General features: G+C 67.8%; 15 protein-coding genes. 8 read left to right on the top strand and 7 right to left on the bottom strand.

Going from position 1 to position 17,940, the window contains the following annotated elements:
• From ETD85_RS47615 to ETD85_RS47595, 5 genes are all read left to right on the top strand, one after another.
• Positions 1-925 (top strand): HAD-IC family P-type ATPase (locus ETD85_RS47615; protein ID WP_138696469.1); only part of this gene is annotated, 925 nt, incomplete at its 5' end.
• Positions 926-929: 4 nt separating this feature from the next.
• Positions 930-1,913 carry a type I glyceraldehyde-3-phosphate dehydrogenase gene (gap, locus tag ETD85_RS47610; protein ID WP_138696468.1) on the top strand — a complete coding sequence of 328 codons (984 nt, stop codon included), beginning with the start codon at positions 930-932 and terminating at the stop codon, positions 1,911-1,913.
• 108 nt (positions 1,914-2,021) lie between these two features.
• The gene (pta, locus tag ETD85_RS47605) at positions 2,022-4,097 is read left to right on the top strand and encodes a phosphate acetyltransferase (RefSeq protein ID WP_138696467.1); all 2,076 of its coding nucleotides are present in this window, start codon (positions 2,022-2,024) and stop codon (positions 4,095-4,097) included.
• Between the two features lie 413 nt (positions 4,098-4,510).
• Positions 4,511-6,856: a hypothetical protein gene (locus ETD85_RS47600; RefSeq protein WP_138696466.1), complete on the top strand. Its 2,346-nt coding sequence runs from the start codon at positions 4,511-4,513 to the stop codon at positions 6,854-6,856.
• On the top strand, positions 6,850-9,336 hold the full coding sequence (locus ETD85_RS47595) for a ThiF family adenylyltransferase (protein WP_138696465.1): 2,487 nt from the start codon (positions 6,850-6,852) through the stop codon (positions 9,334-9,336). Before ETD85_RS47600 ends, ETD85_RS47595 begins: the two co-directional genes overlap by 7 nt.
• 238 nt (positions 9,337-9,574) lie before the next feature.
• Here ETD85_RS47595 and ETD85_RS47590 read toward each other — a convergent pair whose 3' ends face one another.
• The 4 genes from ETD85_RS47590 to ETD85_RS47575 form a co-directional block, all read right to left on the bottom strand.
• Positions 9,575-10,210 (bottom strand): hypothetical protein, encoded by a 636-nt coding sequence (locus ETD85_RS47590; RefSeq protein ID WP_138696464.1) that lies wholly within the window; start codon positions 10,208-10,210, stop codon positions 9,575-9,577.
• A 1,008-nt stretch (positions 10,211-11,218) separates the two neighbouring features.
• Entirely contained in the window at positions 11,219-11,755 is a 537-nt protein-coding gene (locus tag ETD85_RS63810; RefSeq protein WP_170247229.1) for an EF-hand domain-containing protein, read from the bottom strand.
• Between the two features lie 471 nt (positions 11,756-12,226).
• On the bottom strand, positions 12,227-12,766 hold the full coding sequence (locus ETD85_RS47580; protein ID WP_138696463.1) for a hypothetical protein: 540 nt from the start codon (positions 12,764-12,766) through the stop codon (positions 12,227-12,229).
• Positions 12,767-12,891: 125 nt separating this feature from the next.
• On the bottom strand, positions 12,892-13,428 hold the full coding sequence (locus ETD85_RS47575) for an EF-hand domain-containing protein (RefSeq protein ID WP_138696462.1): 537 nt from the start codon (positions 13,426-13,428) through the stop codon (positions 12,892-12,894).
• Between the two features lie 132 nt (positions 13,429-13,560).
• Here ETD85_RS47575 and ETD85_RS47570 point away from each other — a divergent pair, with 132 nt between their 5' ends.
• On the top strand, positions 13,561-14,394 hold the full coding sequence (locus tag ETD85_RS47570; protein ID WP_138696461.1) for a methyltransferase domain-containing protein: 834 nt from the start codon (positions 13,561-13,563) through the stop codon (positions 14,392-14,394).
• A gap of 90 nt (positions 14,395-14,484) precedes the next feature.
• Here ETD85_RS47570 and ETD85_RS47565 read toward each other — a convergent pair whose 3' ends face one another.
• A complete protein-coding gene (locus ETD85_RS47565; RefSeq protein WP_138696460.1) occupies positions 14,485-14,982 on the bottom strand; it encodes a DUF2306 domain-containing protein in 498 nt (165 codons plus the stop codon).
• A gap of 87 nt (positions 14,983-15,069) precedes the next feature.
• Here ETD85_RS47565 and ETD85_RS47560 point away from each other — a divergent pair, with 87 nt between their 5' ends.
• A complete protein-coding gene (locus ETD85_RS47560; RefSeq protein ID WP_138696459.1) occupies positions 15,070-15,408 on the top strand; it encodes a PadR family transcriptional regulator in 339 nt (112 codons plus the stop codon).
• Positions 15,390-15,977 carry a hypothetical protein gene (locus ETD85_RS47555; RefSeq protein WP_138696458.1) on the top strand — a complete coding sequence of 196 codons (588 nt, stop codon included), beginning with the start codon at positions 15,390-15,392 and terminating at the stop codon, positions 15,975-15,977. The genes ETD85_RS47560 and ETD85_RS47555 overlap by 19 nt, the downstream gene beginning before the upstream one ends.
• Positions 15,978-16,166: 189 nt before the next feature.
• Here ETD85_RS47555 and ETD85_RS47550 read toward each other — a convergent pair whose 3' ends face one another.
• Together ETD85_RS47550 and ETD85_RS47545 are read right to left on the bottom strand one after the other, a co-directional pair.
• Positions 16,167-16,838: a DUF305 domain-containing protein gene (locus ETD85_RS47550; protein WP_170247228.1), complete on the bottom strand. Its 672-nt coding sequence runs from the start codon at positions 16,836-16,838 to the stop codon at positions 16,167-16,169.
• Positions 16,839-17,034: 196 nt separating this feature from the next.
• Positions 17,035-17,940 (bottom strand): HAD-IC family P-type ATPase (locus ETD85_RS47545; protein ID WP_206059328.1); only part of this gene is annotated, 906 nt, incomplete at its 5' end.

The raw sequence follows: 17,940 nt of genomic DNA, 5'->3' as shown, positions 1-17,940 counted from the left end.
GGAGGCGGGGGTGCTGGCCCGCGTCGACCCGGCGACCAAGCTGGACCTCGTACGGGCCCTGCGCGACGGCGGCGAGGTCGTCGCGATGACCGGCGACGGGGTCAACGACGCCCCGGCGCTGCGGCACGCCGACGTGGGGGTGGCGATGGCGGGGGAGGAGGGCACCGACGTGGCTCGCGAGGCCGCCGCCGTGGTCGTCACGAACGGTGAGCTGGGCACGATCGTCACCGGTGTGCGCGAGGGTCGCCGCCTGCACCACAACGTCGCTTCCATGATCGGATACCTGCTCACGGGGAACCTGGCCGAGATCTTCCTCGTGCTGGCCGGCCTGTTCCTCTGGCCCGACCTGGTCATCCCGCTGCTGCCGGTGCAGCTGCTCTGGATCAACCTGGTGCTGGACGGCATCCCCGCCATCGCCCTGGGCGTGGACCGGGCGCCGGGCGACCCGCTGTCCACCCGGCCCGGCAGGGACGGGCTGCTGTCGAGGCGGGTGCTGGCGCGGATCGGCCTGCGGTCACTGATCGTCGGCGTGCTGGTCATCGCCGCCGTCGAGGTCGCGAGGAGGCTCGGCTGGGACGATGCCCAGGTGAGGACGCAGGCCGTGCTCACCCTCGTCTTCGCCCGGCTCACCCTCGCGTACGTGGCCCGGGCCCGCCGGTGGACGTTCGAGCGCGGCTGGTGGAGGGGCCGGTCGGTGCTGGTCGCGGTCGCCGGCACGGCCGCCCTGCAAGCGCTGGTCACTCTCGTGCCGCCGCTGGGCGCCCTGCTCGCCCTCAGCGCGGTCCCGCCGCTGGGCTGGGCCATGGCGCTGGGCGCGGCCGTTCTCACCCCGCCGCTGTGCGATCTGGCACGGATTCTGGGTCGAAGGTCCCGCCTTGCGTGGACTGTCGCCTCTAAGGGAGGAAGCCGGAGCGGCGGACGATGATGGTATGAGAATCGGAATCAACGGGTTCGGCAGGATCGGCAGGGCCGTCCTGCGTCGCGCGCTGCGTACCGATCTGGACGTGGTCGCCGTCAACGACATCGCCGCTCCGGCCGTGCTGGCCCACCTGCTCAAGCATGACTCCACGTACGGGCCGCTGGATCTGCCCGTCACCGTCTCCGCCGAGGCGTTCGAGGTCGGCGGCAGGACCATCGCCGTCAGCGGCTGCGCCGACCCGGCGCAGATCGCCTGGCGGTCCCACGATGTCGACCTGGTCATCGACGCGACCGGACGTTTCCGGACCAGGGACGCGCTGGAGAGCCATCTGAAGGCCGGCGCCGGCAGGGTGCTGCTGTCGGCTCCGGGCAAGGGGCTGGATGCCACCATCGTGCCGGGCGTCAACGACAGCGCCTACGATCCGGCGCGGCACCGGATCGTATCGCTGGCTTCGTGCACGACCAACTGTGTGGCGCCGATGGTGAAGGTGCTGCATGAGCGGTTCGGCCTGGTGCGCGGCTTCATGACCACCATCCACGCCTACACCGGTGATCAGATGCTGCTGGACGCCCCGCACAAGGATCCGCGCCGCGCTCGTTCGGCGGCCGTCAACATCGTGCCCACCACCACGGGTGCCGCCCGCATGGTCGGCCAGGTCCTGCCCGAGCTCGACGGCCGTCTGGACGGTGTCGCCATCCGGGTGCCGGTGGAGGACGGCTCCATCACCGACCTGTCCGCTCAGCTCACCCGGCCGGTGACCGTGGGAGAGGTCAACGACGCCTTCGCCGCGGCCGCGCAGGCCGAATTGGCCGGCATCCTGCGCTACAGCGCCGATCCGCTCGTTTCCCGGGACATCGTCGGGGACGCGGCGTCGTGCGTGTTCGACTCCGGTCTGACCCTGGCGAGCGGCGATCTGGTCAAGGTCTTCGGCTGGTACGACAACGAGTGGGGCTATGCCAACCGGCTGGTGGAGATGGCCCGGCGGATGGCATGACAGGCATGACGAGAGGCCGTCGCCACGAGCGCCGGTTGGTTCGAGTCCACCTCCCCGGGACGGGAGGGCGTCCCGGGGCCGACGACAATGCCGACGACAATGGGAAACATGACACGCGCTGTGTACGTCGCCGCGGGCGAGGCGGGTAGCAACAAGGGAACCGTGGCCCTGGGGCTGGTCGAGCTGCTGTCCCGGCAGGTGGGGACCGTCGGTGTGTTCCGGCCGGTGGTACGGGCCGGGCGCGAGGACGCCCTGATCAACACCATCCGGAGCAGATTCCAGCTGGCCCTGCCCTATGAGGCGTACGCGGGCGTCACCTACGACGAGGTGCACGCCGACGTGGAGCGTGCGGCGGGGGACGTCGTGGCCCGCTATCGCGCCCTTGCCGGGAAATGTGACGCGGTGGTGGTGGTCGGCACCGACTACACGGACGTGGGGGCGCCGACGGAGTTCGGGTTCAACGCCAGGCTGGCCGCGGACCTGGGCACACCCGTGATCAACGTGGTGAGCGCGCGGGGCCGGACGGTCTCGCAGGTCGCCGCGGCCGTCGAGCTGTCGTCCAGAGAGCTCGCGCACCACCATGCCCATGAGCTCGCGGTCGTGATCAGCCGGGCGGCCGCCGAGCCGCCCGTGATCGCGCATGGGACGCCGGTGTTCGTCCTGCCGGAGACCCCCTCCCTGCGCGCGCCGACCGTCGCGGACCTGCTCGACGCGTGTGACGGCCGGTTCTTCCTGGGCGAGCGGGACGGGCTCGGCAGGGAGGCGAGCACGCTGATGGTGGGCGCGATGTCACTGCCCGGCATTCTTGAGCGCTACACCGAGGGCACAGCGGTGATCATCCCTTCTGATCGGGCGGCCGCGCTGCTGCCCGGGCTGATCGCGGCGCACACGTCGCCGGGCTTCCCCGCGCTGTCGGCGGTGGTGGTGACCGGCGGTACGAACCTGCCGGTCCCGGTCGACCGCCTGCTGCATGGCATGGCGATCCCCCTGCCGGTGATCGCCACCGACCACGACACCTTCGACACCGCGACCCGCCTGTCGGCGGTGGAAGGCCGCTTCACGCCCGAAGCCGGCGGGAAGATCGACACGGCGCTGCGGCTGTTCGCCGAGCACGTCGACGGGCGGCTGCTGCTCGACCGGCTGGCCATCACCAAGACCGACGTCGTCACGCCGCTGATGTTCGAGTACGAGCTGCTCGACCGGGCGCGCGCCCGCCGCAGGCACATCGTGCTGCCCGAGGGCGAGGAGCCGCGCATCCTGCGCGCCGCCGACGTCCTGCTGCGCCGTGGCGTGGCCGAGCTCACCCTGCTCGGCGACGAGAAGCGGATCAGGGTGCAGGCCGCCCAGCTCGGCCTCGACCTGGACGACGCCAAGGTGCTCAGCCCGTTCGACGCGGAGCTGCGCGAGCGATTCGCCCGCGAGTACGCCGAGGTGCGCGCGCACCGGGGGATGACCGTCGAGCTGGCCCGCGACACCGTCACCGACGTTTCCTACTTCGGCACGCTCATGGTGCACACCGGCATGGCCGAAGGCATGGTCTCGGGCGCGGCGCACACCACCGCGCACACGATCAGGCCGGCGTTCGAGATCCTGCGCCTGGGCCTGGTCTCCAGCGTGTTCTTCATGTGCCTGGCCGATCGGGTGCTGGTGTACGGCGACTGCGCGGTCAACCCCGACCCGACCGCCGGGCAACTCGCCGACATCGCCATCGCCTCGGCCCGCACCGCGGCGCTGTTCGGCGTCGATCCCAGGATCGCGATGCTGTCGTACTCGACGGGCGCCTCCGGCGCCGGCGCCGACGTCGACAAGGTCCGCACCGCCACCGACCTGGTCCGCGAACGCCGTCCCGACCTCCAGGTGGAAGGACCGATCCAGTACGACGCCGCGGTCGACCCCTCGGTGGCGCTGACCAAGATGCCGGGCAGCCAGGTGGCCGGACGCGCCACGGTCTTCGTGGTGCCCGACCTCAACACCGGCAACAACCTCTACAAGGCCGTCCAGCGCAGCGCCGGCGCCGTCGCGGTGGGGCCGGTCCTCCAGGGGCTACGCAAGCCGGTCAACGACCTGTCGCGTGGCGCCACCGTGGCCGACATCGTCACCACCGTCGCGGTCACGGCCGCGCAGGTGCACGATGAGCCTTTTTCTCATGGGGAGGAGATGCTGGAGACGGCAGAGCACCGCTGAGCCGGCCGCCGGGCCTGGCCTGGCCTGGAGATACGGCCGACGCGTGAGGCGGACGCGGCACTGGGGCCGGCGGTCTATCAGACCCGGCTGGCCACTGGGCAGGCTGGCATCGAGACCATCGCCCCGAACTGTCAGGCTTCACCGCAGGCCGACTGCTGCATCTGCGCTACGTGGCCGCCAACACCGGCACCGGCGAAGTGGTCGGCTGAGTGGCCGCCTCCGCGGCGGTGGCGCGCCCGGTCTATCCGGGGGTGATCGAGCACAGCATCTACGCCACCACGACGCCTGGCAGGATGTGTTGCAATAGCGCTGCGAAGGCGGCAACCTGGCCGGACACCACCAACGAGAGTGTCACCTTCGAGGATGCGAATCGTGACTAGCCTGAGCGCAGACGCCCCCACATCCTGCTCGATATGAGGATGGAGCCTTCCGAACTCGCTAAGGCGATGGTCGCGGTCGCCGTTCTGCGTGAGAGTGAGTCGTGGAGGACGGGAGTCGAGCCGTCAAATGCCGCCGCGACGGCCTTCAGTGCTATCCACGTGCTGGCCGCCGAGATGTCTGCCACAGATCAGCGGGCCGCAAAAAATTGGCAGACCCTCCAACAGGGACCGGGCGATCCTGATTCACGTGTTCTGGCCGCATTGGAGCGCCATTTCTGCCGCTTGATTACTGCCGAGCCCGCGTACGAACTCGACCTCATACGGTTACTGGCGGAGGCCGGCACAATCACGAGGGACGATGAAGCCCTGCGCATCACACTCTACCCTCCGGTAGCCGACGGCGCGGCGCCTAATCCGCTGATCACCATCGAGTTTCCCTTGCCCAGTAAGCTTCCTCGAAACATCGCTCCGCCCCCGGACTCCTACGTCGGCCGTTCAGACGACATTGAGTTCGCAGTGCAGGAACTAAAATCGAATCCTCATGAGGTCCAGATTTTAGTGATTGGCGGACGAAGGGGGATAGGTAGGACTGCTTTTGCTCGCGTGGTGGCAGATCGGCTCGATCTCACCCGCACGCCGGTAGCACAACTGGCGGTGCGGCTAACCCACCCAGACCCCTATATGCCCAATAAAGATGTTCCCAGGAGTCCTGCCGATGCACTGATGGAATTACTGGTGCAGCTGGGCGTCCGGGCCGACCGCATCCCTTACTCGCTGAGCCGGCGCCGACGGCTCTATCTGGACAAGCTCGCCAGCGAGCGACCGCTGATCCTTCTCGAGGACGCCTCGGACGAGATCCATATCAGCGCGCTCCTTCCTGAACTGGCCGGCGCGGTGATCGTCACCGGCGAAGCGGAACTCGGCATCAAGGAAGTCCCCGCTACTCTCATCCGTCTCGATCCCCTGACTCCCCGTGAATCGTTCGAGCTGCTGGCCCGTCATCTAGGTGGAGCACTCGATGACACGAATTCCCGTGACGCCCATTTGATTGCGAAGCTCTGTGGCCACTTACCGCTGGCACTGGACCTGACCGCGCGGCGGCTTGCCCTGTTGCCCGATCTGAGGCTCGGAGCTGCGGCCGCTGAACTGATCACCGCGGGACAGCGGCAGTCCCGCGAGGCTCCTGAAATGCAGCCCGTCGCGGCGACGTTCCAGCTGACCTACGACATGCTCAACCAAGCTCAGCGGTATGTATTACACCTGGCGGCGCTGCTAAGGGGCGACTCCTTCACGGTCTCGGCAGTCTGCGGCGCTCTGCCAGCGGACCAGGTTGCCACCGTGGTTGGCCAGTTGGTACAACTCGGCATACTGGAAACTGTCGGCACGTCGGGTGATCATTGGCGCGTCCACCCTGTGCTCATCCGACTCGCGTGGGATCTAGCGTTCAAGACGCTTCGCGATGGCGAGCCTGACGTTATCGATTACGTTCTCCGTTTGTACGTCCGTCGCGCTTCACGTCTGTCCGACCTACTGGATTCTCCCGTTATCAAGCTGTACCCGGACCTTCTGCGCGTGCTGCAACGACAAGTGGAGGAGCAGCGAGCCGCGACAATGGCAGCTATACGGATGGCAGTGGCCTTCCCCTTCATCAGGGCGGCCCGTTTGCTGGCGGCGGCGGCAATCCGCCTGTTGGGTATCATCGGAGAATCGCACGGGACGGCTTCTTCTCTGCAGTCAGTGCGCAAGATTGCTCAGTCTGCTCAGGACCCCGCGCTGGAAGCGCGAGCGTTGGCACACATGGCCCGCCAGGCCCTGGGGCGCGAGCACACAAAACAAGCCGCAGCCTTGCTGCATCAGGCCTGGGGCAAAGCCCGCGAGGGAGCCGACGCCCAATTGTGCGGTGACATTGAGCGAGACCTTAGCCAGATCCACCGTCGCGCCGACCGTGTCCACCTAGATGACCAGGTCGATCATCCTGGTGACATTCGTGCGCGACGGACTTGGCCTAGGACGTCCGGTGACCCGCGCCTCGATGACCGAGCGAGCGAGCAGGGTGAAACGCGAACCGCTCCAACCGACGATCGCGTCCGCCGAGGCAGTGACGCTGATCCCGACCCGGCTCAGCCCGAGCATTTCGATCGGCACGACCCGGATCCAGACGAGCCGGGGTCCACGCCTCCTGATCGACCCCATTCACCGGCCGCAGATTCAGAGCCAGCCCCGGATCGCAATGCCGACCACGGACAAGCCCCTTCTTCCGATGCCGCCTCGACCGCTCCTTCCTTGGCCGACGCAGCCAAAGCCATTGCCGCTGCGCGTGGTGACGACAGTGCAGTCCCGCCAGAATCCACCTTTGGTGGACGGGGGCGTGCATGGTGACGGGTTTGTCCATCGGTCAGAAGCAAGCCATCGAGGAAATGAAAGCCATCGCTGATGCCCGGCCCGGAGCGATCGTGGTGCATCGAATTGGCCCGATGCACCACGATCAATGGCTCCCCGTGGAGATCAGCGTCGGCTGTGCGAACACGGTCACGGCGCCGGAAGGTGTGCCGTTGGAGCTACGTGAGTACGCGATCATTCACGTCCCCACTCTCTTCCCGTTCGTGCGACCAGCGTGTGAGGTGACGCATGATCGCTTCGCCCGAAGCGCACACGTGACATGGGGAAAGTGGATCTGCCTGTACCTCTCCGACGCCGACTGGGACCCAAGCGACGGCATGTTCGGCTTCGTGGAACGGCTTATCGAGTGGTTCAACAGAGCCGCAGCCCACGCTCTGGACGGCGTTGAGGAGCCGGTGCATCCTCCTGTCGCGGGGCTAGGCTCGAGAACGGGATGCGTCGTGGTGCGAGCCGACGTGCCGGTAGCCGCGACGACGGGCTGGGTTGGAGCAGCGCTGATGGCGCGGCGGTATGTCGATCAGGCCGGCCGATTGGATGTAGTCGACTGGATCGAGATACCGGATGGCCCTCCGGCCGATGCCGCCGCTTTGGCACGCCTGCGTTCCCGGCTTACCGAGACTGCTGAACGGGAACAAGTTCCTATCCTTTTAGGGCCTGCCATCATGTTGCCCCAGCCTTTGTCCTTCGAGTTCCCCAATACGGTTGCCGATCTGGTGGCGGCCGTAAATGCCCAAGGCATCAACCTTCAGCGGGCATTCGGCCTGTTGGCCACCGCGGTCTGCATTAATGCGGAGGAAGCCGACGACAACATCCCTCTCCCAATGACGCATTTGTTGATCGGCGCTCCCATGCGCGGAGTCAGCGGCCAGAAGGAACGGCTTATTCACTTGGAGGCATGGCGGCTAAACGTGCTGGACAGCATACTGGTCATGGCGTATCTCCCAATCCTGGCCAGATGGCGAAGCCGACGGCGAGCAAAGCTGCGCAAAGCCTATGAGGTAATGGAGATGTGGGCCAAGGAAGCACCGGTCAGATGGACCCACATCTACGAGATGCGCCCGCAGATCGTCACCCGACGGGATCAGAACAGTCCTGCTGCATGGCTTCGCGACCGGCGTGTCACCATTCTGGGCTGTGGCGCGCTTGGAGCGAGAATCGCCGAGCACTGCGTACGCGCCGGTGCAAGGCAAGTGCTCGTCGCCGACCGATCCCTCGTTTCCCCGGGCGTGCTCGTACGCCAACCCTATGCTGATCGCGACATCGGCAAGTACAAAGCAGAAGTGCTGGCCGCCAGGCTGGCACAGGCGTGCCCCACAACGACAGTTACCGCCTTGGTCGGCGATGTGCTGGAGACCTTCGTGCACGCAGGGCGCCCGGAGACAACGGACTTGCTCATCGACGCCACTGCGAACCGAGCGGTCTCGAAGTCTCTCGAACGACTCCGCTGGAGCCATCCGACCGGTTGGCCGCCTCTCCTAACCGTCGGCGTCGGTCATCGTTGCACACGGGGATTGGCAGGCCTAGCGTTGCCTTCCGCGTCCGGAGGTGGCGCCGACATCATGCACCGTCTGGCACTCACCGCCTGGCGAGAGCCCCGCCTGCGGGACATGGCCGAGGACTTCTTCCCTGAGACTGGCAGACGCGACCTCTTCCAACCCGAGCCGGGTTGCTCCGATCCGACTTTCACCGGCTCCGATGTCGATGCGGGAATCCTGGCCGGGCAACTGCTCACATGGGGGCTGAGCCTCCTGGGGGACGCTGCCGCCGGCCGCCGCGTCTCACCTGCCGTGGGATGCTTCATCCGGCTCGCTTCCCCCGCGCATGGCTCGGCGCTGGAGGAGTTCCGATGGGAACGAGATCCCGTGGTCATTGACGATCCATCGAGTGGCTACCAGATCCGACTGTGGCGGGAAGCCCTCGAGGCTATGCAAGCGGAGGCCCAGGCGACCCGCGAAGTGTTCGACGCTCAGCCTGAGCCTCGATATCCCCTCACAGAGACCGGCGGCGTGCTGATAGGTCGGATTGACGACGCCTCCCGCGTAGTGTGGGTGACGGCTGCTGACGGCCCTTCACCTGACAGCGAGCAGGCGACGAACTGGTTTCGGCACGGCGTGAGAGACGTCGCCGCCAATATCGAACAACATCGTGCGGCCACAGGACGGCATGTCCATTTCACAGGTATGTGGCACACCCATCCGGGGATGGCACCAAGCCCGAGCCGACTGGACGACCAGGCAGCCCAGATTCTGCTCGTTCCAGGTCCGCACGCCCCTGCGCGCGCCGTCATCATGATCTTGGGCGGACGTCCACCGGTGTGGGACAAGTTCTTACACGAGGCAGGACTACCCCTGGTCCATGCCTGCCTCGTCACCAGAATCAAGCCTCTGGGTCCCAGACCCGTCCTCGCGCCGCCTCCTCCTGGCGGAGGAGGAAAAGCTGCCGTCCATCCACCCCAGTAAAGCCGCACATATCAAGGTGAAAACAATAAAGGCGACGAAGATCTGAAACAGCGGAATATCGAACTTGACCTCGGGGCGTAGCACCCGAACCACGGCTTCGACGATAGGAGTCATCGACAACGACGTGACCAGGATGAGCGACAGGCTCACGCCCAAAATGTTGACTTTACCAGCAGTCGTCGTCGTCTCCTTTTTGACCAGTTCGCGAACCAGCGCAAGCAACTCATGATGGAGGCCGCTACCCACGACTCGTCCGCCTTCCGTGGACCACGAATGTTGCGATCAACGTGTCGTACGCCAACCATATGTACAACACGGTGACCGGATGTAACCATGCCCTGGTGTCCAGCAGCGCGTAGATGGTCATCGCGGTAACGACGACGCCGAGCACGGCGAGAAAGGTCATCGCCTGTGAGCGTCGCCGAGCGATGCATTCCTCCGGATCCTCGGGCTGTTTGCGCGTCCCATGATGCGACCGCCTGCTCGGCTCGTCCTGCATGGCCAACTGACGAGGAGCCTCGTGCTCCAAGGCCTGTCGCAAAGCACTGACAATGGATTCGGCGACGGTATCCGACGGCATATCGGCGATCTGACGGCCAGGGAGCACCCCGGTTATACTGCGCCTGATCTTGTCAAAGAACTCAGCATACGGATCTTCTCGCGAAGAGAGCGTTCCCCACGGGATCTTCACAAGAGCGCCTCCGGTAGGTCGCGAGGCCTTGAATATCTGTGTCAGCTGCTCCACCAGGCCGCGGGCGTCCTGCGAGGCAAGCCTTATCAGAGCCTCCTGTAATGCAGCCGTAAACTCGTTCTCCAGCGACACCCACTGCCACGTGGCTCCACGCCCGCTCACTGGCGCGGCTATGTCGTCCATCCAGGTGAGGATCGCTCGGGAGAGCCCTCTAGGCGCTGTAGTCATTGGTTGCTCAATTCCGTGAATGAGCTCCGGCGGCCGATCAAGTATCTGTCCTGCAACAGGGCGAGTAAAGCCAGTTGCCTATTTCAGCAGCCCAGGTCCATCAATGGGATCACCCCCTCGGGCGGATGGGTGGGCTGACGACGCCGATCCTGGCCGAGTTCGCCGTACTCGCGCAGGATCCCAGACATCGTCGATTTCGAGGTCAAAGCTTTAACCGGCAGCTCGAACGCCAGCAGCCTCCCACCTCCTGCCATCGTCCCGAGCTCAGCGCCAGCTGCGTGACGCGGTGTTGCGCAACTCCGTTCGCTCGTCCTACTCCAGCACCCGTGATCCGTTAGGCCGCAACCTTCCAGCCCCAGGTCCGTCCACGACCGCCACGTCCAGCCACCGCACGTTATGTGTCCGCGCGTCCGCTGCCCCACATCCACCGGTACTGGTCCATCTGCCCCTTTTGGACAGGCGTGAACGCGCCCCCCACGTTCCCGCTCGCGCTGCCGATCTGCTGAGGACTCAACGGAAAGTCACACCGGAATTCTCGGTAGGCGACTGGATCATCCTTGGTCGACTACCGCCACGTCGCCCCTCGAGTCCACAACCAGGCCAGAAGCAACCGGATATCCGTTGTGTAGTCTTCTTTCGTGCTCAGCCTCAGGTGGCGGAACTCTCGCAATATCACGAAATCCAGTAGATCTGGATCAACCTAGAAATCCGGCCGCATAAAGACCGTATCCCCTGGTCGCAAGCCCGCTCGTTGTACCGTCCCTTTCCGGCCGCGGACTCTCAGCACCCCCTCCGAAGGCTCCGGGTACTACCGCTCCCAGTTCGAGACGAACACCACACGCCAGCCACTAATCAGACCTCCCCAGCCGCTTGAACGCCTCCAGTCATCAGGGGAAGGTGGAAGCATCCTCTCATCGGGGCGGGAGCGTGACGGACCCGGCAACGATGCCGTCCGGCTCGGCGTCACGCCGATTGGCGGGCCAGGAACTGTCCGGGGGTGTCGGCCGTGGCGCTGAGGTAGAAGTCTCTGATTGCCGCCTCCCACTCCTCCGCTGCGACCGCGCCGTCGAAGCCCAGCTCGGCGTAGATCCGCTCGACCTGCGGTCTCCCGAAGCCGATCGCTGTCATGCAGGCCAGGAAGTCGGCGCGTTCGACCTGGCCGTCCTCGTTCCAGTCAGCCAGGGAGGCGAGGGCGTGCACGTACGGCTGGCCGTATTGGTCGAAATGGGCGTCATCGCGGAGGGCCGCCGCGTATTCCTCGAAGGTCACGACGTCGTCGGCATCGCCGTCGAGGGCGGCGACCAGCCCTTGCCAGTAGGTCCGGCAGGCCTCCAGGAGGGCGGTGGCTTTGGCCGAGGTGCGTTTGACGGCGAGGGCGTCGAGAATGCGTCCGGCCAGCAGGTCGAAGTCCTCGGCCTGCAGGCGGCCATCGCCGTCGGCGTCCAGGAGTGAGAAACGGATCCTCAACCGGATCAGGCGCGACGGGTGGTCCTCGGACATCTCTTGCCTCCTTGCAGCACTGAAGGACAGGTCATACGGAGGGCGCTGACGAAGCCCCCGCCGGCGCTCACCTAAAGTAAAAATAGCACCACTTTAGGTGACCGCAAGGTCGACTCGGCCATGCCTGCCAGTCGCCGGCGACGGCGGTGCGCGCTGCCCGCAGGCCGGCAGCCACGCCGCCTTTGCCGGCAGTCGCGCTCCCCGGGTCGGCAGTCGCGCTCCCCGGGTCGGCAGTTGTGCTGCCCGGGTCGGCAGTCGTGCCGTCTCGGTCGGCCGCGCCGTGCCACCCGTCGGGCCGTGCCAGCGATCGGGGCCGGGTGTCCGCGCCGGTCGGCCGGGTGCGAGGGCTCGCCCCAGTTTGCGCGCGCGTCGTGGACGCCGCCGCCAGGAGTCCTGGCCGCGCTCACCCCTCGGGCTTGATCCACCGTTCCGCTTCCCGCCAGGCGAGACGGACTCGGTAGGAGTCGTTCGTCACCTGCCGACGCCGTCCTGGTCCACGTCGCGCCGGGTGATGATCGGCAGGACGATGTCAGGGTTGAAGGTCTCCCAGACAAGCATGAGGGGCCTGCCGGCGGCGTGGATGAGGTAGACCTTGGACGAGGCCTCGGGTCCTGCGGATGACGAAGGGTCCCACGCGGTCAAGCCCGTCACCAGCGGCTCGCGGGTGTGATCGGTGCCCGTGGCGATCAGGTTGAGGCCGATGGGGCAGGTGAAGTCCTCGGCGAGGCGTCGTCCGACGAGGTTGCCCGCCGGAACGATCACCTCATTACGGGATATCTGCCTGTCTTGCTGGTCGGACAACAGCGAGCGCCGGACGAAGGCGCTGCCGCCGGGGGCGAGCTGGAGCAGGGCGGCGGCGCCGGCGGGAAGATAGGCGGCGGGCCGGTTGGTCAGGCTGGAGACCTTGGCGCCGATGGGGCCGCCGATGAGAGCCTGGAGCAGGAGGGTGGTCGACCCGTCGCCGGCCAGCAGCATGCGGGTGAGCGGGCTGCTGAAGCGATCGATCGACACCGGCCGGAGCCGCGCAGGACAATACGCCGCGCTGCCCCGGCTCGTTGAGTGCGGCAGCCGCGCTTGGGTGCGGGAATCACGGCCGAGGTCGGCGACGACGCCGGCCGGTGTCGATCGGCCGGCCATTACACGGATCTCCTTGTGAGCAGCTGCCCGGGGGTGTCGCCGGAGGTGTTGACGTAGTAGTCCTTGATCGCCGCCTGCCAGGCACCGGTGGTGATCCGGTCTTTGTACGACAACGTGGAGAAAAGCTGTTTCACTCGCGACAAGGGGAAGCCGATAGCCGTCATGCAGGCGAGAAAGTCGGCCGACTCGATGTATCCGTCGTCGTCGCGGTCGGCCAGGGCGGCGAGGGCGCGGGCGTACGGCTGGCCGTAGACGTCGAAGTGGTCGGCATCGAGGGCGGCTGCGGCGTACTCCTCGAAAGTGACCAGATCTTCCTGCGCGCCGCCGGACGTGGCGGCGAGTCCCCGCCAGTATGTGCGGCAGCCGTCGAAGAGGGCGCGGGCCTTGTCGGAGTCCAGCTCCATCCCCAGGGCGTTGAGCACTCGCTCGGCCAGCAGGTCGAAGTCCTCTGCTCGCAGATGGCCGTCTCCGGTGACATCCAGGAGTGCGAAGCGGGCTTGCAGGCGGGCCAAGTGGAATGCTGCGTCGTCTGGCACGTCGGGTCTCCTTGCGAACGGGGGTTGCCGACCATGGTATGCACACTCTAAGTAGTTGTAAAATAACTCTCAGTATTTGTTTGAGCGGTTGTGCGGCGCACACGGCATCCATGATCACGAAGGGCGAGCACGGTGACACACCAGGCTGGAGCACCGCACGATCCCACCTACCTGCTGGGCTCCTCACCCGCCGAACGCGAGCGCCTGCTGGCACAGTGCGATCTCCTCCGTGACGCCTCCCGCGATCTGCTGAGCCGCCTGCCCCTGCCGGACGCCGCGCACGCCCTTGACGTCGGCTGCGGGCCCCTGGGCATCCTGGACCTTCTCGGCGAGGCGGTGGGCCCGCACGGCACTGTGGTCGGCCTCGACAACGACCAGCAGATGATCGCCTGGGCCCGGCAGTCCATCGCGGAGCGAAACCTGGCCAACGTCTCCACCGTCTGCGGGACGCTGCCCCTCGACGGTGAGCCGCGCTTCGACCTGGTCCACTGCCGGCTCCTGCTGATCAACAACGCCGACCCGCAAGGGATCGTGGCGGCCATGGTGGCCGCCACGCGCCCCGGAGGATGGATCGCCGTACAGGAATTCGACTGGGCGACCTGGCAGTGCGACCCGCCCCACCCGGCCTGGGATCGGCTCAAGACCCTGCTCGCGAGCGTTTTCGGAGGCGATGTCCATATCGGTGCCCGGCTGCCGGCACTCCTGCGGGCCGCCGGAGCCGGCGACGGCGTCGAGATTGACGCCTACACCTACTACTGGCGCGCCCGGGATCTTTACCAGGGGCTTCTGCTGCACTTCGCGGACATCTTCCGCGAACGGCTCGCCTCACTCGGCGTCACCCCTGACCACCTCGCGTCCCTCGTCTCCGCCCTGCGAGAGCACCTGGCCCGTCCCGGCACCGTCGTCCGCGAAAGCCTCCTCGTGCAGGCCTGGGCCCGTGTGCCGGCCCGGCCGCTCCAGCCGTGAATCCCGCCGACCGCCTTGGAGCGGCCCGGCCGGTGCCACCACGCTGTGGTCCGGCGGCGTCTCGAAGCTGAGCCGGCCGGGGGGAGACGACTACGCCTTGGCGGGCCGGCGCCTGCGCCCGATCGCGCGGACGATGAGGGGAACGCCGATCAGGCTGGGGGCGGCCCAGTGGATCCAGCGGGGCAGTTGCTCCCACAGTGGCAGGTGCGGGCCGTTGTCGATGTAGAAGCCGGTGAGCAGGGCGATGTAGGACAGGCCCATCCCGGTGATGTGCAGATACGGCTGCCGCCGCCGGTTCAGGTAGCCGGCCAGGGCGGCGGTGAGAGCGAGCGTACCGATCGCGAACAAGTGGGCGTTGTGACTCCACCGGATCACCGACAGGACCGCCATCGACGCCCACACCACCCCGAGCCCCCACGGGTAGACCCGGGCGAAGCGCACGTGCACGGGACCGCCCTTGCGTGACAGGGCAGCCACCGCTCCGCAGGCGACGCAGGTCAGCCCGGCCGCGACGTGCACAGCCAGCGCGGTGAAGAAGAGCGGGCCCGCGTTCGGGACCGGGATGCCGAGGACGTCGATCTCATCCATGACCGCCTCCATGCGTAGCAACGCTATAGGTAGCAACGCTACTTATAGGATTGCCTGCCGGGAAGGGCCGGTATAGCGTTGCTACCTATGCGGGCAGAAGCGCTCAAGGGGCATCTCGACGGCTTGCTGCTGGCCGCGCTGGAGGCCGGGCCGCTGCACGGGTATGCGGTCAAGGAGGCGTTGCGCGAGTCCACCGAAGGCCGCATCGACCTGCCGACCGGCACCGTCTACCCGGCGCTGCATCGGCTGGAGCGGGCGGGGCTGATCAGCGGAAGCTGGTCGGTGGTGGGCGGGCGGCGGCGCCGCAGCTACGCGCTCACCCCGGCCGGGCATGCCGCGCTCGGCGGCGAACGCGCCGGATGGCAGGAGTTCGCGAGCGCGGTCACCGCTGCCCTGAAGGTCCCGTCATGGCCGGCCACGAGCTGATCGAGGCGCAGCTCGCCGTCCTGTCCGCCCGGTTGCCGGCCCGGGCGGTGGACGAACTCGCCGACGGGTTGTGGGAGACCTACCAGGCTCGGCTCGCGCTCCTGGGCGATGGCGACGCCGCGGCACGCGAGGCGATCGCGGAGTTCGGCGACGCCGATGCGGTCACGGCCGCGTTCGTGCGCGACTCGCCGTGGCGGCGGATGGCGCTGGCCCTGCTGGCCACCGGGCCGGTGATGGCCGCGCTGTGGGGGGCGAGCCTGGTTTCTGCTCCAGCGTGGGCCTGGCAGATCCCCGCTGCCGCCCGGATCGCCTACGGCCTGGCTCTCCTGGCGATCGTCGCGACCCTGCTGGCGGTCACGCGGGCCCGGCACGCCTACGGGCGGGCCCGGAGGGCGGTCCTGAGCGGAGCGGTCGCGCTGTTGGCGCTGGACACGGGGATGCTTGTCGCGGTGGCGAGCATGACGTCATCCGCGCTGATCGGGGCCTGGCTGCTGCCGGCGGCGCTGGCGGCCAGCCTGGTGCGCATCATCGCCACGCTCCGCGCGCTGCCCGCCGTGCTGGGCCGCTGACCGGCCTCCATGCTGTACCGGCCCGCTGTACCGGCGTTCACGCTGTGCGGGGCCGCTGTGCCGGCGTCCAGCCGGCCTTCCTCACGGTCGGTGCCGGGTGTACGGGTCGGCACAGTCACCTGCTCGGCATGCGATCGGGCCCTTTCGGCCGCTGTGATTGCAAGGAGCCGGCCAGGTCGTCGAGGCGGATCACCGGTGCATCATTCCGCCGGGCATCCAGTTGTAGCCCGGTGCCCGTGACGGCGATGGCGTGGAGCCGTCCGGCCACGGCCAGGGGCCGCCCCGCGGGCCGCACGGCATCTCCCGGCCGGCGCCGAACCAGTCGGCGAGGTAGCGCTGCATCCGGAACATCTCGGCCCGCTGGCCGTCACGCACGGTCCGGGCGAAGCCGGCGACTTCCTGGTGCTGGATGCGTCCCCGCACGAGCAACTGCTGGGACATCATCACCGCCTCCATGTGGTGCGGAATCATGTCCTCCAGGAACGTCTCGTCCAGCGCATCGCCCGACAGCTTGGACAGATCACGCATCATCGGCTGGTACGAGGCGGCCTGCCGGCCCACGTACCATTCCGCCAGCCACGCCTTCATGGTGGTGATCTCGGCGGTCTGCGTCCTGACGATGGACGCGCCCAGAGCGCGCATCTCGGCCCGGCCTGACCGCCGTAGCTGGCCGGCCGCCTCGACCGCCTCCTGATGGTGGGCCACCATGTGAGCCAGATAGCCGGCCTCGTCGCCGGCCACGATCGGCGGGCAGGGCTGCCGCCATCCCGCGGCGGTGGCGGCGGGCATCGGCGGGCGATCGGCGGTGGCGAGCGCCGCCCCGCTGACCGCTACGGTCGTGGCCGCCGCCGCGGCTGTCATGGCCACAGTCATAAAGCGTTTCATGCCGATCCCTCGCTCCCTGGAGCAGGTGTCCCTTTCAGACTGCTTCTTCCTGCTCTCTGCGCCCAGGGTCGTTGGACCTGCTCAGCTGGGGTCCAAAGGCACCTTCGGGGGGCACTGGCGTGCGGAGCGCGCTGCTCCGGGCAGGACGACCATCCGGGCCCCGCGGAGGTCCTCATCGAGGTGGTGGTTCCCGGTGCAGGATGCGGTCGAGGCGGGCGGCGGCGTACCCGAGGACCGACAGCCCGGCCACGATGGCCAGGTCGCCCAGGGCCAGTGGCTCGGTGCCGAGCAGGTCGCGCAGCAGCGGCACGTACAGGCCGGCCAGCTGCAGCAGCAGCGCTCCCGCCACGGCGACCAGCAGCGCCGGGTTGGCCAGGGAGCCGGGGCGGGCGCGCGAGCCGAGCGCCACGCCGAGCTGGGAGGCGCCCAGCGCGAAGAACGCCATGCTCTGCCAGGGGCGGCCGGTGTGCAGGGCCCAGACGGCGACCCCGAGCGTGACCGCGGTCAGGACGATGGCGATGCGGACCACGCGCTGCCACAGGCCCGCCCTCAGGATGCTCTGGTCGGGCGGGCGGGGCGGACGGTTCATCGCGGCAGGGTCGGCGGGCTCGCCGCCGAGGGCGACGCCGGGCAGTCCGTGGGTGAGCAGGTTGATCCACAGGATCTGGGCGGGCAGCAGCGGCAGCGCGAGGCCGAACAGCGGACCCAGCAGCATGACGGCGATCTCGGTCGCCCCGCCGGACAGGCCGTAGACGAGGAAGCGGCGGATGTTGGCGTAGACGCGGCGGCCCTCCTCGACGGCGGACACCACGGTGTCCAGGTTGTCGTCGGCCAGCACCAGATCGGCGGCCTGGCGGGCGACCTCGGTGCCGCGGCCGCCCATGGCGACGCCGATGTCCGCCCGGCGCAGGGCGGGGCCGTCGTTGACGCCGTCGCCCGTCATGGCCACCACCTCACCGCTCGTGCGCATGCGTTCGATGAGGCTGAGCTTCTGCTCGGGGGTCGCACGGGCGTAGACGGCGGCGGCGGGCACGGCGGGTTCCGCGGCCCCAGCCCCAGCCGTGGCGGGGGTCGTGGG

This window comes from Nonomuraea zeae (assembly GCF_005889725.1).
GTDB lineage: Bacteria > Actinomycetota > Actinomycetes > Streptosporangiales > Streptosporangiaceae > Nonomuraea > Nonomuraea zeae.
The sequence above is the reverse complement of the archived record's forward strand: the minus strand, read 5'-3'. Positions and strand labels throughout refer to the sequence as shown.

What these genes read in the sequence shown, in the direction of transcription:
- ETD85_RS47590 (WP_138696464.1), bottom strand. Translation starts at nt 10,210, where the DNA reads ATGGACGACATAGCCGCGCCAGTGAGCGGGCGTGGAGCCACGTGGCAG.
- ETD85_RS47550 (WP_170247228.1), bottom strand. Translation starts at nt 16,838, where the DNA reads ATGACAGCCGCGGCGGCGGCCACGACCGTAGCGGTCAGCGGGGCGGCG.
- ETD85_RS47595 (WP_138696465.1), top strand. Translation starts at nt 6,850, where the DNA reads ATGGTGACGGGTTTGTCCATCGGTCAGAAGCAAGCCATCGAGGAAATG.
- ETD85_RS47555 (WP_138696458.1), top strand. Translation starts at nt 15,390, where the DNA reads ATGGCCGGCCACGAGCTGATCGAGGCGCAGCTCGCCGTCCTGTCCGCC.
- ETD85_RS47560 (WP_138696459.1), top strand. Translation starts at nt 15,070, where the DNA reads ATGCGGGCAGAAGCGCTCAAGGGGCATCTCGACGGCTTGCTGCTGGCC.
- ETD85_RS47600 (WP_138696466.1), top strand. Translation starts at nt 4,511, where the DNA reads ATGAGGATGGAGCCTTCCGAACTCGCTAAGGCGATGGTCGCGGTCGCC.
- pta (WP_138696467.1), top strand. Translation starts at nt 2,022, where the DNA reads ATGACACGCGCTGTGTACGTCGCCGCGGGCGAGGCGGGTAGCAACAAG.
- ETD85_RS63810 (WP_170247229.1), bottom strand. Translation starts at nt 11,755, where the DNA reads ATGTCCGAGGACCACCCGTCGCGCCTGATCCGGTTGAGGATCCGTTTC.
- ETD85_RS47565 (WP_138696460.1), bottom strand. Translation starts at nt 14,982, where the DNA reads ATGGATGAGATCGACGTCCTCGGCATCCCGGTCCCGAACGCGGGCCCG.
- gap (WP_138696468.1), top strand. Translation starts at nt 930, where the DNA reads ATGAGAATCGGAATCAACGGGTTCGGCAGGATCGGCAGGGCCGTCCTG.